Source organism: Nocardia sp. NPDC050713, assembly GCF_040654315.1.
In the GTDB taxonomy this organism is placed as follows: Bacteria; Actinomycetota; Actinomycetes; order Mycobacteriales; family Mycobacteriaceae; genus Nocardia.
Genome location: NZ_JBFAHS010000002.1, coordinates 492387 through 509056, shown reverse-complemented (window position 1 = coordinate 509056; position 16670 = coordinate 492387). Strand labels below are relative to the sequence as shown.

General features: G+C 68.1%; 9 protein-coding genes. 7 read left to right on the top strand and 2 right to left on the bottom strand.

The features are described 5' to 3' along the window. The first annotated feature begins 23 nt into the window (after nt 1–23). From AB0H49_RS05730 to AB0H49_RS05710, 5 genes are read left to right on the top strand one after another with little or no spacing between them, the layout of a single operon-like run. Nucleotides 24–917: an XdhC family protein gene (locus tag AB0H49_RS05730; protein WP_355001708.1), complete on the top strand. Its 894-nt coding sequence runs from the start codon at nt 24–26 to the stop codon at nt 915–917. Further along, nucleotides 914–1507 (top strand): NTP transferase domain-containing protein, encoded by a 594-nt coding sequence (locus AB0H49_RS05725; RefSeq protein WP_355001433.1) that lies wholly within the window; start codon nt 914–916, stop codon nt 1505–1507. The genes AB0H49_RS05730 and AB0H49_RS05725 overlap by 4 nt, the downstream gene beginning before the upstream one ends. Beyond that, a complete protein-coding gene (locus tag AB0H49_RS05720; RefSeq protein ID WP_357247575.1) occupies nt 1504–2391 on the top strand; it encodes a MoxR family ATPase in 888 nt (295 codons plus the stop codon). The genes AB0H49_RS05725 and AB0H49_RS05720 overlap by 4 nt, the downstream gene beginning before the upstream one ends. Nucleotides 2392–2404: 13 nt before the next feature. Then, nucleotides 2405–3055 (top strand): SRPBCC family protein, encoded by a 651-nt coding sequence (locus AB0H49_RS05715; protein ID WP_357247572.1) that lies wholly within the window; start codon nt 2405–2407, stop codon nt 3053–3055. Further along, nucleotides 3052–4251 (top strand): VWA domain-containing protein, encoded by a 1200-nt coding sequence (locus tag AB0H49_RS05710; protein WP_357247569.1) that lies wholly within the window; start codon nt 3052–3054, stop codon nt 4249–4251. Before AB0H49_RS05715 ends, AB0H49_RS05710 begins: the two co-directional genes overlap by 4 nt. A 7-nt stretch (nt 4252–4258) precedes the next feature. On the opposite strand, the gene AB0H49_RS05705 is transcribed toward AB0H49_RS05710, so the two are convergent. Next, a complete protein-coding gene (locus AB0H49_RS05705; protein WP_357247566.1) occupies nt 4259–4633 on the bottom strand; it encodes a nitroreductase family deazaflavin-dependent oxidoreductase in 375 nt (124 codons plus the stop codon). Between the two features lie 145 nt (nt 4634–4778). Here AB0H49_RS05705 and AB0H49_RS05700 point away from each other — a divergent pair, with 145 nt between their 5' ends. Further along, nucleotides 4779–5462, top strand: a complete 684-nt coding sequence (locus AB0H49_RS05700) for a TetR/AcrR family transcriptional regulator (RefSeq protein ID WP_357247563.1) — start codon at nt 4779–4781, stop codon at nt 5460–5462. A gap of 31 nt (nt 5463–5493) precedes the next feature. Here AB0H49_RS05700 and AB0H49_RS05695 read toward each other — a convergent pair whose 3' ends face one another. Continuing rightward, on the bottom strand, nt 5494–7947 hold the full coding sequence (locus tag AB0H49_RS05695; protein ID WP_357247560.1) for an FHA domain-containing protein: 2454 nt from the start codon (nt 7945–7947) through the stop codon (nt 5494–5496). A gap of 249 nt (nt 7948–8196) precedes the next feature. Here AB0H49_RS05695 and AB0H49_RS05690 point away from each other — a divergent pair, with 249 nt between their 5' ends. Next, a complete protein-coding gene (locus tag AB0H49_RS05690; protein ID WP_357247557.1) occupies nt 8197–16662 on the top strand; it encodes an amino acid adenylation domain-containing protein in 8466 nt (2821 codons plus the stop codon). The last annotated feature ends 8 nt before the right edge of the window (nt 16663–16670 follow it).

Sequence of the window (16670 nt, the reverse complement as noted above, 5' to 3'; positions counted from 1 at the left end):
GGATGCGAGCGATGAGATCACCGATGAAGATCAGCGAGCGAGCGCAGCAGCTGGTCCGCACCCGGACTCCGTTCGTGCACGCGACCGTCGTGCGCGCGCAGCAACCGACCTCGGCGCACGCCGGGGACGAGGCGATCCTGTTGCAGGACGGGACGATCGAGGGATTCGTCGGCGGCCAGTGCGCCCAGAACTCGGTCCGCAAGGCCGCGCTGGGCGCCCTGCAGTCGAACGAGAGTGTGCTGCTGCGCGTGCTACCCGACGGCGATCTGCAATTCCCCGAGGCGCCGGGCGCGGCGGTGGTGGTGAATCCCTGCCTGTCCGGCGGAGCGCTGGAGATCTTCCTCGAGCCACAGATCCCGGCGCCGCTCGTGCGCATCTGCGGCGCGACACCCATCGCGGACGCGCTGGCCGAACTGTGCGAACTGGTGGGCTTCGGGGTGCAGCGAAGCGTCGCCGAACCCGACCCGCTGGATTCTCCTGCCGACACGACGGCGATGGTGATCGCCAGCCACGGTGGACCGGAAGCCGAGTTGATCCGCGTCGCGCTCGACGCGGGCGTGGGCTATATCGGTCTGGTGGCCAGCAGCATTCGCGGGGCGTCGATCCTCGACGAGCTCGGCCTGACCGACGCCGAGCGTGCACGGGTGCGCACCCCCGTGGGTTTGCCGATCGGGGCCAAGACGTCCCAGGAGATAGCCGTTTCGATCGTCGCGGAACTGATCCAGGCGATCCGCAAGGGTGGTTTGACGGTGCCGTCGCGCCCGGCGAGCCTCGTGTCCGAGGCTCTCGATCCGGTGTGCGGCATGACCGTGGCGGTCGGGCCGGACACGCCGCGTCTCACTGTCGACGGTGTCGACTACTGGTTCTGTAGCTCCGGCTGCCGCAAGTCCTTCGCAGCGACGAAGACGGACTCATGACGAGCGGGTTCGTCACCGGAGTCGTCCTCGCCGCGGGAACCTCGCGGCGTCTCGGCACCGCGAAACAGTTACTGCCGTATCGGAATACGACGGTTCTCGGCGCCACGCTCGACGTGGTGCGATCCTGCGCTTTCGATCAGATGATCGTCACCCTTGGCGGATCGGCGGCAGCGATCCAGCGGCAGGTCGATCTGACCGGGCTGGAGGTGGTCATGGCCGAGGACTTCGGTTCGGGATGCTCGTCGTCGTTGCGTTCGGCCCTGCGCTCGGTGCATCCCCGGGCCGACGGGATCGTGCTCGTGCTCGGTGATCAACCGGGTCTGTCGGCGGCGACGGTCGACCGGCTGATCGCCGAGGGAACGACCGGCGCCATCACGGTCTGCCGCTACCGCGACGGCCTCGGGCATCCATTCTGGCTGAGCCGCAGCATGTTCGGCGAGCTGGCCCGATTGCACGGCGACAAGGCCGTGTGGAAGATCATCGAGTCGGGTCGCGTGCCGGTGTCCCGGCTCGAGGTCGACGCACCGGTGCCCTTGGACGTGGACACCTGGGACGACTACGAGCGCCTGCGCGCCGCCTCGCCGCCATGATGTCGCCGTTCGACGATGTCGAGGACGTGGTGCGACGTTTCGACGCCGACGACTACCTGCTCGACACCGGGACCGCCGCGGCGTTCTATCTGGCCACCACGCTGGGGCGGCCGCTGCTGCTGGAAGGCGAACCGGGAGTGGGTAAGACGACGGCGGCGAAGACCTTGGCCACCGTGCTCGGCGCACCGCTGATCCGCCTGCAGTGCTACGAGGGCCTCACGGTCAGCGAAGCGCTGTACGACTGGAACTATCAGCGTCAACTGCTCAGCATCCGGCTCGCCGAGGCACGCGGCGCGGCCCTCACCGAAGCCGATCTGTTCACCGAGGCATTCCTGGTCGACCGCCCGATCCTGCGCTGTGTGCGGTATCGCGGGCCGACGCCGCCGGTGCTGCTCGTCGACGAGATCGACCGTGCCGACGACGAATTCGAGGCGCTGCTGCTGGAATTCCTCGGTGAGGCGGCGGTGACCGTTCCCGAACTCGGGACCTTCGTCGCCGAACAACCGCCGCTGGCGGTGCTGACCTCGAACCGCAGCCGCGACCTGCACGACGCGCTGCGGCGGCGCTGCCTCTACCACTGGATCGATTACCCCGAACCGGCCCGCGCGGTGGCGATCGTGCGACGCACCGTGCCAGGGGCGACCGACGCGCTGATCGAGCACGCCACCCGATTCGTCGCCCACGCCCGCACTCTCGATCTCGACAAGCCGCCCGGCGTCGCCGAGGCCATCGACTGGATCGCCGCGTTGGCCACGCTCGATGTCGCCGAGCTCACCGCGCCGGAGGCGATCGCCGCGCTCAGCGCACTGGCGAAGACACCCGACGATCGCGCCACCGTGCACGGGGCGTTCGCCGAATACACCCAGGGCCTGGCTCCCGGATGAGAGGGATACTTCGATGAAGATCGCCAACGAGTTCACCGTCAACGCACCCGTCGAGCGGGCGTGGGAGGTGCTGACCGACCTCGAACAGGTGGTCCCGCTCATGCCTGGCGCGCAGATGGTGGGCTGGGAGGGAGACGACTTCCTCGGCAAGCTGAAAGTCAAAGTCGGTCCGGTGATCAGTGAATTCAGCGGTAAGGCGAATTTCGTCGAGCGCGACGAAAACGACCATCGAGCGGTGATCAACGGCCGTGGCCGGGATTCCCGCGGATCCGGAAACGCCGCGGCGCTCATCACCACACAATTGCGTGCAGACGGCGACCAGACCCGTGTCACCGTGGACACCGATCTCAAAATCGTCGGCAAGCTCGCTCAATTCGGCAGCGGAATGCTGCAGCAGGTTTCCGAAAAAATGATCGGTCAATTCGTTGCCTCTTTGGAAGCGAAACTCGCGGAAGCCGATTCGGCTTCCATCGAGCCGGTGGCCGAGGTGGACAGCCGAGCAGTGCGGTCACAACCGGTTGCGCAGCCCGAGCAGGCGCCGCTCGACCTCGGAAATCTCCTCAGGTCGGCGATACTGGAGAAGTATGTACCCGCGATCGTGTTCGCGCTCGCGGCATTGATCGGAATCGTTGTGATACTCAGGCGAATGCGCGGGCAACGATGACCCGAGCGGTCCTGCTGCGCGGCGTCGATCTGGCCGCGTTCGCCGTCGCGGTCGTTGCGCGGTTGCGGCGCGGCGGGGTCGCGGTGGCGCCGAGCGGGCCCGCGCTGTACGTGCAGGCCTTGCGTCGCATGGCGCCGCGATCGCGCACCGAGCTCTACTGGGCCACGCGCCTCACGCTCGTCGATCGCATGCAGGATCTTTCCGCCTTCGACGCGGTCTTCGCGGCGGTGTTCGCCAATGCGGTGCTGGGCTCGGACCCGCCGAGCCGAACGCACGGACTGCCGCCGGGACGGGCGTCGGCGCCGGGCACGGGCGGTCGCGGGCAGCCTCGGCAAGGTGGTGAAGTGCCTTGGGCGACACTGGGATCGGTAACCGGCTTCGATCAGTCGACCGACCAGAGCGCGACGCTGCCGGACGTGCTGCCGAGCCGCTTCGCGGCGCGAGCACAGGAACCGTTCGCCCGCTTCGATCCGGACGATCTGCGCACCATCGGGACCTGGTTGGAACAGGCGTCGGCGCTCTGGCCCCAGCGCAGCAGCAGGCGCTACGAGAGTCATCCGCACGGCAAGCGCATCGACTTCCGGGCGACGATGAACAACTCCCGCCGCACCGGTTGGGAGTCGGCGGTGCTGGTCCGCACTCGTCCACGGCGTAGACGGCGCCGAATCGTCTTGATCTGCGACGTCAGCCGCTCGATGCAGCCGTACGCGACGATCTACCTGCATCTGATGCGGGCCGCGATGCAGCGCCGCTCCACCGATCGACCCGAGGTCTTCGCCTTCTCCACTTCGCTGACCAGGCTGACCTCGGTGCTGGCGCACCGCTCCCCCGATGTCGCGGTGGCCCGGGCCAACGACAAAGTGGTCGACCGCTATGGCGGCACGCACATCGGCCGATGCCTCGGCGCGCTGCTCGCGACTCCGTCCGGCGCCGCGGTGCGCGGCGCCGTCGTCGTCATCGCATCGGACGGCTGGGACAGCGATACCCCCGATGTCCTCGCCCGTGCGATGGCCCGGATCCGACGCCGTGCGTGGCGCGTCATCTGGCTCAATCCCCGCGCGGGCGATCCTCGATTCGAGCCGACTACCGGTGCGATGGCTGCGGCGCTACCGTTCTGCGACATGATGATGCCCGCGCATACGCTGGCGGGTGTGGAGGCATTGGTGCGCACGCTGGCCTCGTCGGTTGTCACCTGACGAGCACTCAGGACGTGGCCGAGTCCATGCGAAGGAACTCGTTGATGCGCAGCAGCTTCGGTGGACGCGCCACGTCATCGGCCAAGGCGCGGAACGCCTCCTCCGCCCCGACCAAACGCGGCGCGGCGAGGTCGAGCTCCGTGCCGTCCACCCGGAGCCGCGCGGTGCCCGCCGCCAGGATGTTGCGCACCCAGTCCGAATCTGATCCGTACACCGGAATGAACAGATAGCCGCCGTCGACGGGATGGGCGTCGAGCGGCGTGCGGTAGGTCGCGCCGGAGACGCGGCCGACGTGAATCAGTACGGGCCGCTTGCCTCCCGCGATCGCGGGAGGATTGAACACCCGCTTGTTGACGTGGGCGAACCACCTCGGCATAGGCATCGGTGATCTCCTTCTCTCGCACCGGAAGGGCGTCACGGATTGGTCGTTCGCCGAAACGGCGGCTGCTTCCAACCCGAGAAACTTACACTCGTAAGGCTGGCTTACACCTGTAAGCTTGTCAACACCTTCACACCCTGGAGACGTCATGCCCCCACGCCAACCCCTCAGCAGAGATCGCGTGCTCGATGCCGCGATCCGGGTCGCGGATCGCGGTGGGGCGGAGGCCATTTCGATGCGGCGGGTAGCCCAGGAACTGGGCGTGGAGGCGATGTCGCTCTATAACCACGTACCGAACAAGGAAGCGCTCCTCGACGGCGTGGTCGATGCGGTGTTCGCGGCGATCGAGCTGCCCACCGTCGACTGCGACGAGTGGCGCGATGCGATCCGGGCGCGCTCTCGCTCCGCGCGCGCGGTCTTGTCACGACACAGCTGGGCTCTCGGACTCATCGATTCGCGCCGCAATCCGGGACCGGCGACGTTGCGCCACCACAACGCGGTCCTCGGTGTCCTCCGGGAGGCCGGGTTCTCGCTGCCGATGGCCGCGCACGCCGTCTCGCTCATCGACAGCTATGTCAGCGGGTATGTCCTCCAAGAGGCGAATCTGCCGATGACGACTCCGGCCGATATCGAGGAAGTCGCGGGCAACCTGCTCGAGCACCTACCGACGCGGGAGTTGCCGTACCTCACGGAAATGATCGTCGACCACGCCCTGCGACCGGGCTACGACCACACCAGCGAGTTCGGCTACGGGCTGGAGCTGATACTCGACGCGCTCGAAACGCGCCGGGAAACGCCGACGGTGCACATACCGGCACCTCCGAGTGCGTAGCCCGAAACTCGAGCGGGCACACCCGTCGTCGTCAGATCCGCGCGGGGCGGGCGCCGCGGCGCCGCGGGCGCAGCTGATACAGGCGGTACCAAGCCAGCGCGAGGAAGACGATTCCGAGTGCGGCGACGACTCCCATGTCGACCAGCCACGTCCCGATGCTGTGCTTCCACAGCGGGTCGGCCGCGCCGTCGTGCGGCGACAGAGTGTCGAGATCGAGGGTGGCGGCCCCGGCGGCGTACCCCCACCGCGACGGCGATATGTACGACAACTGCTCCAGGAAGATGGTGCCGGGCAGCCGCACCAGCCCGCCGGTGAGCACCAGTTGCGCCATCGAGAGCACGATCAGCAGCGGCAGCGTCTTCTCGGAGGTGTTGACCGAGACCGACACCAGCAAGCCCAATGCCAGCGAGGTGATACCGAGCAGCGCCATCGCCAGAATCAGCTCCACCTCGGCCGAGGTGAACAGCCCTTTGGGCGGCATAGCCACGCCGATGGTGCCGATCAGCACCAACACCACCGCCTGGAGGGTGGTGATCACCCCCAGCACCAGCATCTTCGACATCAGATAGACGCCCGCCGACAAGCCCGCCGCGCGTTCTCTGCCGTAGATCGTCTGTTCCTTGACGATCTCGCGAATCGAGTTGCCGGTGCCGACGAAGCAGGCGGCGAACATCAAAATCATGAGCTTGGTCGGCGCGTCGACGTTGGTTCCCGGCGTCCCGGCGAAACCCTGGCCCGGGGGCACCGCGGCGATCAAGCCGCCGAGCAGCACGGGCATCACGCCGAGGAGCGCCAGATAGCTTCGATCCGAGGCGATGACCGCCAGGTACCGACGGCACAACGTGCTGAGCTGACTGAGCTTGGACTGCGGCGCGGGCGGTGGCTCCGGCGCGTGCACGTCGGCGGGGCCGACCTCGTCGGTCAGTCCGACCGCCACATACTGCTGGAAGTACGGGGAATCCCGGAACTCGCCCGCCCAGTCGCGGTCGGCCTCGCGTTCGAACGCCTGGAACACCTCGGCCCAGGTGCGCTGCCCGAAGTGCCGCAACCCCTCCGCGGGAGGACCGTAGTAGGCCAGCCTACCGCCGGGCACCAGCACCAGCAGGCGGTCGCAGGCATCGAGATTCGCCACGCTGTGCGTCACCACGATGACGGTCCGGCCATCGTGCGCCAGCTCGGACAGCATCTCCATCACCGTCTTGTCCAAGCCGGGGTCGAGGCCGGAAGTCGGTTCGTCGAGGAACAGCAGCGACGGCTTGGTCAGCAACTCCAGCGCCACGTTCACGCGTTTGCGCTGTCCGCCCGAGAGCCGATCGATGCGGGTCTCGGCGTGCTTCGCCAAGCCGAGCTCCCCCAAGACCTCGTCGACCCGCTGCTCGCGCTCCTCGCGGCGGGTGTCGCCGGGGAAGCGCAGTTCGGCCGCATAGAGCAGGGCGCGCCGGGTCTGCAGCTGGTTGTGCAGGATGTCCTCCTGCGGGACCAGGCCGATTCGGTGCCGGAGCTCGTCGTAGTTGGTGTACAGATCGCGTCCGTCGTAGCGGACCGTGCCCTCGGTCGCGGGTCGCAACCCGGTGACCGCGCCGAGCAGCGTCGACTTGCCCGCGCCGCTCGGACCGATGACGCCGACGAGCGAGCGGTGCGGGATGGGGAAGCTCACCCCGTCGAGGAGCACCTTGCCCTCGCCCGTCCGCACGATGAGGTTTTGCACCGAGACCGACACGTCACCCGTGTCGACGAACTCGCGCAGTTCGTCGCCGACCAGCCGGGCAGTGGTATGCCCCATGGCGATCAGGTCGGATTCGGTGAGGTCGGCGGCATCGACCCGGGAACCGTTGACATAGGTGCCGTTGTGGCTGCCGAGGTCGACGATCCGGTACTTGCCGTCGCCGATCACCCGCAGTTCGGCGTGATGGCGGGAGACCATGAGGTCGGAGACGACGATGTCGTTGTCGGCGGCGCGGCCGATCCGAAGCGGGCTCGTGGTGATCCGTACTACCGCGCTGGGGTCGGCGGACGGAGCCAGCGACCGCGCGATCGGCAGGCCGTCACCCGTGCGGAACTTCGTGACAGTCACTTCGTCGTCGAGCTGGTAGCCGGGATCCGGGACGATCATCGTGTCTCCGCCGGGATCGCCATCGGTCTCGCGACCGGGTGGCGCTTCCACCGAACAGGCCAACTGCTCGCCGTCCCTGGCGTGGCCGAGCTGGAACGTCTCGTCTCGGTCGATCACCATGCGTTCGACGCGTCTACCGTCGAAATACGTGCCGTTGCGGCTGCCCGCGTCCTCGATTTCCCACCCGTCGGATCCCCGCTCCAGGACGGCGTGCACTGCGGATACCCGGGGATCGGTGACCACGATATCGGCTGTGGGATCGCGACCGACGTTATATGCGCCACCGGCGCGTAGCCGATAGACGCGTTCCCTCGTCTGCACCACTAGAACCGGCGCCTCGGGAAATTCCGTGGAGGACGGTTCATCCGCCATAACGGGAGTATACGACCGTGCCGCATGCTCCCCGCAATAGTTGGTCGTAGGTGCCGGATTCGAATCCGCTGCGCCACCGGCCACAATGGAACATCGGAAATCTCGGCTGTGCGTACGCAATTCGATCTCGATACGAAACCGATGCAGCCAGCGGAGCGCTTCGCCTATCGATGGGAATGCGCCGACGAGCGCGTCGGGGTTATCGTTGAAGTCCTGCTGGAGGCCATGGTGGCCTCGAGGGGACACGACATGCACGGAGCGAATGGCGCCTTTCCGCTTTCGGCGGCGCAGCGCGGAATCTGGTTCGCCCAGCACATCGCGGGCGACGTTCCGATCTCCCTTGCCCAATATGTCGACCTGGCCGGACCGATCGACCTCGATCGGCTGGCGCCGGCAGCGCGTCAGGCCGGACGCGAATTCGGCACCGGCTATCTGCGCCTGATCGAAAACGACGGTTATCCACTCCAGTGTGTCGATACCACCTTGGACGACAGCGCGCGCGTCTTCGACTTTCGGCACGAGCGTGATCCGGAGGGCGCGGCCCAAGCCTGGATGCGCGACGAATACTCGGCGCCGCTCGATCTGCTGAACGATCGGTTGGCCTGTGCCGTCATGCTGCGGATCGCCGACGACCGCTGGTTCTGCTACTGGCGTATGCATCACATCGCGCTCGACGGCATGGGCGTCTCGGCCATGGTGCGGCGCACCGGTGAGCTCTACACGGCGGCGATCGAGGGCAGGCCGCCGCCGCGGGCACAAGCCGAGGACCTCAGAAAGATCGTCGACGCCGATCTGGCGTATCGCAGCTCCGAGCGCTTCGCGGCCGACCGGGAGTACTGGCTTCGGCACCTCGACGGGATGGCCGATCCGGTGAATCTCGCGGGCCGCAGCGCCGACGTCGACGCGCATCCGAGGCGCGTCGAGGGCGTGTTGGCGCCGGAGACCGCGCGGCTGCTGGAGACGGTCGCGAAGGCGGCGTCGTCCGGTGTGGCGCCCACGGTGGTCGCCGCCTTCGGCGCCTATCTCGCCGCGACGACCGGTGCTCCGGAGGTGGTGTTGAGTCTGCCGGTCTCCGCGCGCACGACGGCGGCGATGCGGCGCTCCGGCGGCATGATCGCCAACGTCGTTCCGGTGCGACTGCGGCCGACTCCGACCATGACCATCGGCGAGATGATCCGGGCCGCGCAGAACGAGCTGACCGGTGCGCTGCGGCGGCAGCGCTACCGCCAGGAGGACATCTTCCGCGACCTCGGCTGGCCGATGGACGAGGTCGCGACATTCGGCCCCTCCGTGAACCTGATGATGTTGGACACCAAGGTCCAGCTCGGCCCGGTCACCGGACGAGCGCACGTGCTGACCCCGGGGCTGATCGAAGACCTGTACCTCAACCTGTATCCCGGCGTGGGCGGCGAGAGCACCCACATCGATTTCCAGGGCAACGCCAACCTGTACAGCGACACCGAGTTGGGCGCACACCACCGCCGATTCCTGCGATTCCTGCGGCGGTTTCTCCTCGCCGGACCGGACGCCAAGCTGTCCTCGGTGTCCATCGTCTCCGACGACGAGTTGGCCGAGCTGGCGCCGGCACATGGACCGGCGAGCGTCGCGCCGCGTACGCTCCCCGAAATACTGTCCGCAGGTGCGCAAATCGACCCCGACGCGATCGCTGTACGCAGTGGCGCCACCGGTCTGACCTACCGTCGGGTGGGCGAATACGCCAATCGGCTCGCGCGTGTGTTGATCGCTGCCGGTGCGGGGCCGGAATCGCCTGTGGCGATCGCGATTCCGCGCTCGATCGATTCCGTGCTCGGGATGCTCGCGGTGGCCGAGACGGGCGCCGCCTTCGTGCCGATCGATCCGGCCTACCCGGTCGACCGGATCGCGCACATGGTCGACGACAGCGGAGTCGTCCTCGGTGTCACCGTGGCGACCGCGCGAACGTTGTTGCCTGACACTGTGAATTGGCTGGTTCTCGACGACGAGGCGACCCGACGGTGTATCGCCGAGCAGAGCGCGGAAGCGATCGATGACAGCGTGCGCCGCGCCGCGGTACGCCTGGATCAGGTCGCCTACATCATCTACACCTCCGGATCGACCGGATCGCCCAAAGGCGTGCTGGTCACCCACCGGGGTTTGGCGAACGTGGTCACGAGTCTGGCACACGACCTCGATGTCGGCGCCGATTCCGTGATGGCGCACGCGGTTTCGTCGAGCTTCGACCTATCGGTCGAGGAGATCCTGGTGACCTTCGCCGCCGGAGCGACACTCGCCGTTGTCCCACCCTCGGCGTATGCGGGCGAGGAGATGGCGGACAACCTTCGCGCGCAGGGTGTTTCCCATCTGGATGCCACCTCGGCGGTGGTGGGATCCCTCGACCCGGCGACACTGCCCGGCGTGCGTACCGTCGTCGTCGGTGGCGACGCCTGCCCTCCGGAACTGGCGGCCAAGTGGTCCGGCCATACTGTTCGCAACGGGTACGGCCCCACCGAAACGACCGTCACGGCGACCTTGAGCGACGCCTTGGCCCCGGCCGCGCCGGTCACGATCGGTGGCCCTGTTCGCGGCGTCTCCGCGGTCCTGCTCGATCCGTGGTTGCGGCCGGTGGCTCCCGGCGCGATCGGTGAGCTGTACCTCGCGGGTGCGGGTGTGGCGCGCGGCTACCACCGGCGCACGGGCCTCACCGCGGGACGATTCGTCGCGAACCCGTACGCCGACGGCGAACGGATGTACCGCACCGGCGACCTGGCGCGCTGGACCAAGAACTCCGGGCGGTTGGAGCTGGAGTATCAGGGCCGCAACGACTTCCAAGTCAAGGTGCGGGGCTTCCGCGTCGAGCTCGGTGAGATCGACGCAGTCCTGCAGCGCCACCCGGGCATCGACTTCGCGATCACCGTCGGGGCCGAGACCGATTCGGGCGCCACCGTCCTGGTGTCCTACGTACTGCCCGAGCCGGGCGCGGAGGTGACCGCGGAGGAGCTGAAAACAGCTGCCGCCCAATCGCTTCCGTCGTACATGGTGCCCGCCGCGGTTGTTCTCCTGGACAGCGTACCGCTGACACCGCTCGGCAAGATCGATCGTGCGGCGCTGCCCGAACCAGACTTCGCTTCCCACGCGCTCTTGGACCGACGACCCTCGACTCCGCGCGAGGAGACGCTGGCCGCGTTGTTCGCCGAGGTCCTCGGCCTGGAATCGGTGGGCGTCGAGGACAGCTTCTTCGCGCTCGGCGGCGACAGCATCTCGTCCATTCAGCTGGTCTCCCGGGCGAAAACCGCCGGGATCGCCTTCAGCGCGCGGGATGTGTTCGAACGCAAGACCGTCGCCGGGCTGGCGGCGGTGGCTACCGAGGCGTGCGCCAAGGCGGTGCACGAGCTGCCCGGCGGCGGAGTCGGCGCTGTCGAACTCACGCCGATCGTGCGCGCGATGCTGGACCAGGGCGATACCTGGCGTCGGTTCGGCCAGGCCGTCTTGATCGGTCTGCCCGCCGACGTCGACGGTGCTCGGCTGGTCGCGGCTGTGCGAACGCTCCTCGACCACCACGACCTGCTGCGCTGCTCGTTGCGAAAGACCGATCGCGGAGGGGAATGGAACGTCGCCCCGTCCGGTTCGGTCGCGGCAGACACCGTGGTGGAGGTGGTTCCCGCAGGTTCCGATGTCGACAAGACCTGCGAAGACGAATTGCAGCGCGCCGCAGACCAACTCGATCCGGAGGCGGGGATCGTCGCCCGCTTCGTGCTGATCGAACGCGCGGCCGCCGCTCCGCTGTGCTGGATCGTGCTGCATCACCTCGTGACCGACGCCGTCTCGTGGCGGATCCTGCTGACGGATCTGGCGACCGCCGCCGCGGGCGGCGCTCTGGCTCCGGTCGGCACTTCGTTCCGGCGTTGGGCGCGTGGCCAATTCGAGCACGCGGCCGATCGCGATGCCGAACTTCCGGTCTGGCAACGCATCCTCGCCACGCCCGATCCGCCGATCGGCACGGGCACCTTGGATCCGGCCGTCGATGTCGCGGCCACCATGGCGACCTGTCGGATCACCGTCGCCTCCGACGTCGCGGACCCAGCGCTCGCCACGGTCCCGGACCGATTCCACTGTGGTGCGGACGATGTGCTTCTGACAGCGCTCGCGATGGCGGTGAGCCGCTGGCGTGGCCGAAGGACATCGCTTCTCACGCTGGAAGGCCATGGTCGCGAGGAGACGATCCTGCCGGGCGCCGATGTCGCGCGGACGGTGGGCTGGTTCACCACGGTCCATCCGGTGGCCATCGATCTGACGGCCATCGACCTCGATGACGCGTTCGACGGCGGACCGGCGGCGGGAGCCGCGATCAAGACCACGAAGCAGCAGCTGCGCGCGGTGCCAGACAAGGGAATCGGTTTCGGCATGCTTCGCTATCCGAACGCCGACAGCGCGCTCGCGGACGCGCCGCTCCCCCAGCTGAGCTTCAACTATCTCGGCCGGGCGCCGACCGGCGGCGAAGCCGAACCGTGGCTGCCGCGACGCTTCGCGGCGACGCGCGACGACCGAGCGCCGTTGGCAGCGGTCGTCGATGTCAACGCCGTGCTGACCGACATCGGCTTGGAAGTCACCTGGGACTACGCTTCGCGGCTGCTCGACGCGGCCGAGGTCGAAGAACTCGCCGACCTCTGGGCGCAAGCACTGCGGGCCCTGGTCGATCACGCCGCTACCGCGGGAGCGGGCGGGCGCGCACCGTGCGACTTCGACCTCGTCACGGTCACCCAGCCGCAGATCGATGCCTGGGAGCAGGACTACCCGAAGCTGACCGACATCTGGCCGCTTTCGCCATTGCAGTCCGGCCTGTTCTTCCACGCGACATACGATCCCGACACCGCCGACGACTACACGGTGCAGTCGCTATTCACGCTGGCGGGCACTATCGATGCCGCACGGCTGCGCACCGCCGCGCAGGCGGTGGTGGCCCGGCACGACATCCTGCGCGTCGCTTTCGTGGAGACCGGCGAGGGGCCCCGCCAACTCGTCTCGGCGGACGCCGACATCGGTTGGCGGGAAATCGATTTGAGCGGAGTCGCCGATGCCGACGAACGACAGCGAGAAGTCGACCGGCTGATCGCCTTGGACGCCAGTACCCGATTCGACCTGTCCCGCCCACCGCTGGTGCGTTGCACGCTCGTACGCGGCGCCCCCGACCGGTACCGGTTCGTGCTGACCAATCATCACCTCGTGCTGGACGGGTGGTCCACCGCGTTGCTCGTGCGCGAGCTTCTGACGCTGTACGCCACCGCGGGCGACGCATCCGTGCTGCCGCCCGCGCACTCGTACCGCGAGTTTCTCTTGTGGCTGCGCGAGCAGGACCATGCCGCGTCGACGGCGGCATGGAAGCGATCCCTCGCGGGCATCGATACGCCGACACGGGTCGTCCCGACCCTCGCCGGGGACAAGGCGATAGAGGCCGGGATGGTCTCCATCGACCTGTTCGGGGACACGGTCGACCGGCTGGAAACGGTCGCACGCGATTCCGGCGCCACGGTGAACACCGTGGTGCAGGCGGGCTGGGCGATGTTGCTGGCCACGCTGACCGGCCGCACCGACGTGGTGTTCGGCGCGACGGTGTCCGGCAGGCCGCCGGAACTGACCGGTGTCGAGGACATGGTCGGGCTGTTCATCAACACGCTGCCGGTACGAGTGCGGCTCGATCCCGCGGAGCGGGTGGACGACCTGCTGACTCGCCTGCAGAGCGAGCAGGCGCGGCTGATGGACCACCAGCACGTCGGGCTCGCCGCGATCCACAAGGCGGTGGGCTTGGCCGAATTGTTCGACACCCTGACGGTTTTCGAGTCCTACCCGATCGACCGGGAAGCTCTGTCGGCAGCACCCGACATCGCGGGCATGCGTGTGCTGGACATCGAGGGCGCCGACGCGACGCCGTATCCGTTGAACCTCATGGTCCTTCCGCTCCGCGGTGGCGCTGGGCACACTACGCTGCGCGTCACCCTGAAATTCGCGGCCGACCAGATCGCGCCGGAGGCGGCGCGGCCGCTGTTGGATCGCTTGGTCCGGCTGCTGACCCAGCTCGCGAACAACCCGCATGCTCTGGTGTCCCGCCTGCAGTGCTGCGACGACGCGGAACGAGCCGAGCTGCTGCCGGTTCGTGGCGCGGAGTCGGCGCAGCCGCGAACTCTGCCCGAGGTACTGCACGCCGGAGCGCGGATCGATCCCGGTGCCATCGCGGTGCGCGCGGGCGAGCGCACGATGTCCTACGGGGAGCTCGACGCCCGGTCCAACCGCCTCGCCCGGGCACTGCTGCGCCGTGGTGTCCGGCGGGAGATGTGCGTCGCGCTGGCCCTCGGGCGATCGCTGGAATCGGTGCTGGCGGTGTGCGCGGTGGCCAAGACCGGCGCGGCCTTCCTGCCGCTGGATCCCCGCAGTCCGATCGCGCGGACAGAGCACATGCTCGCCGACTCCAAGGCGCCGATCGGCCTGACGGTGACCCCGGTTCGCGAGACGTTGCCGAGCACCATCGACTGGATGCTGCTCGACGAGCCCGAGTCGATCCGAGAGCTCGAGCAGATCGCCGACGCGCCGATCACCGACGCCGAGCGCGGCGGGCGCATCGACATCGACCAGGTGGCCTACCTGATCTACACCTCGGGATCGACCGGCACACCGAAGGCTGTGCTGGTCGGCCACGGCGGTATGGCGAATATCGTTGAGGGCCTGCGGGATTACCTGGATCTCGGTCCGTCCGACAGCGTGTTGCAAATAGCCGCACCGAGTTTCGACGGGTCGGTGTTCGATCTGCTCGCCGCGCTGAGCGTGGGCGGCAGGCTCGTGATCTCGCCACCCGATGTCGGCGGTGGCGCCGACCTTGTCGATCTAGTACGCACCGAACGGGTCACGCACATGGCGATCACACCGTCGGCGCTGGCCACCATGGATTCCGCGGGCCTCGATTGCCTGCGGGTGCTCGCTGTCGCGGGCGAGGCCGCGACACCGGAGCTGATCGAGCAGTGGTCGACCGGGCGGCGGATGCTGAACTTGTACGGCCCGACGGAGTTCAGCATCTGGGCGACTGGTCGCGACGAACTCGCACCGGACGAGCCGCTCACCATCGGCGGACCGATCCGTGGCGCCGCGACAGTCGTGCTCGACACCTGGCTGCGCCCGGTGCCGGTCGGCGTCGCCGGTGAACTGTATCTGGCCGGTCCCGCGCTCGCCCGCGGCTATCTCGACCGGTGCGGGATCACCGCGGGACGATTCGTCGCCAACCCCTGGGGCGAGCCGGGTGCTCGGATGTACCGCACCGGTGACATGGTGCGCTGGGTCGTCGGGCGCGACCATGCCTACGAGCTGGAGTACTTGGGCCGCAGCGACTTCCAGGTCGAGATCCACGGCGTGCGGATCGAGCTCGGCGAGATAGACACCGTGCTGTCGCGCGACGAGCTGGTCGATCACGCGGTGACGATCGGCCGGGTCGGACCGACAGGATCGACCGTGCTGGTGTCGTACGTAGTGCCCGTCGAGGGCGTCGAGGTCGAGATCGAGCACCTGCGCGCGGTAGCGGCCGCCGCCCTGTCCGCGTACATGGTCCCTTCGGCTTTCGTCGTGCTGGACGCGCTCCCGCTCACCGCGGTCGGCAAGCTCGACCGGGCGGCCTTGCCCGCGCCGAATTTCGCGGACTGCCGGGCCGAGTACCGAGCACCCTCGACGCCGACCGAACGAACTCTCGTCGACATCTACGCGGAGTTGCTCGGTCTCGCCGAGGTCGGTGTCGACGAGTCCTTCTTCGCCCTCGGTGGCGACAGCATCGCCGCCATTCAGCTCGTGACCAGAGCAAGGCAGCGGGGTGTCCACTGCACGCCGCTGCAGGTGTTCGAGCACCGCACCGTAGCCGCGCTGGCCGCGGCCGCCGACACCGCATCCGCGACGCAGCCACCCGAGGAGCTGTCCGTGGGACCCGCGCTCGACGTCGTCTTGCCGATCCGGCTCGGCGGCGCCGAACCCGCGCTGTTCTGCGTCCACCCGTCGTCCGGAGTGTCTTGGAGCTACCTGGGATTCGCGGACGCACTGGCGCCCGGCAGGCCGATCTATGGACTGCAAGCGCCGGACCTGGGCGGTTCCGAAGCTCCGGCGCGCTCGATCGAGGAGTTGGCCGATCGGTACATCCGCGAGATCCGCGCCGTCCAACCCGAGGGGCCCTACCACCTGCTCGGCTGGTCGTTCGGCGGACTCGTCGCGCATGCGATGGCGGCGAAGCTCGAGAACGCCGGCGCCACGGTCGGCGTCCTCGCGTTGCTCGACGCCGATTGCGCCGACATCGACGCTGACGGCATCGAGCAGCTGTCCGCTGGCGCTTTCGTCCACACTCACGGCCCGATCTTCGGTATCCACGACGTGCCCGCCGATGCGTCGGCTCGGGAGGCCGCCGATCTGATCCGTGTCCGGCTCGGTGGCGCGTCGCCGATCGACGCGGACGTCATCGAGCGGATGGCCCGGACCTACAACGCGGCGGCGCGGATCCGAACGGGTTACCGGCGTCCCGTATTCGACGGTGACATGGTGTATTTCCGCGCCAGGATCGCTACGTCCGACATCTTCGGTCCGGTCGGCTGGAAGCCTTTTGTCACCGGCGAAGTCGTCAACCACGACATCGAAGCGACTCATGAGCAGATGACCGCGCGACACGTGCTGCCGATCATCGCTCGCGTACTCGACGAGCATTTGGCAGGTCGGAGATGATCATCGCG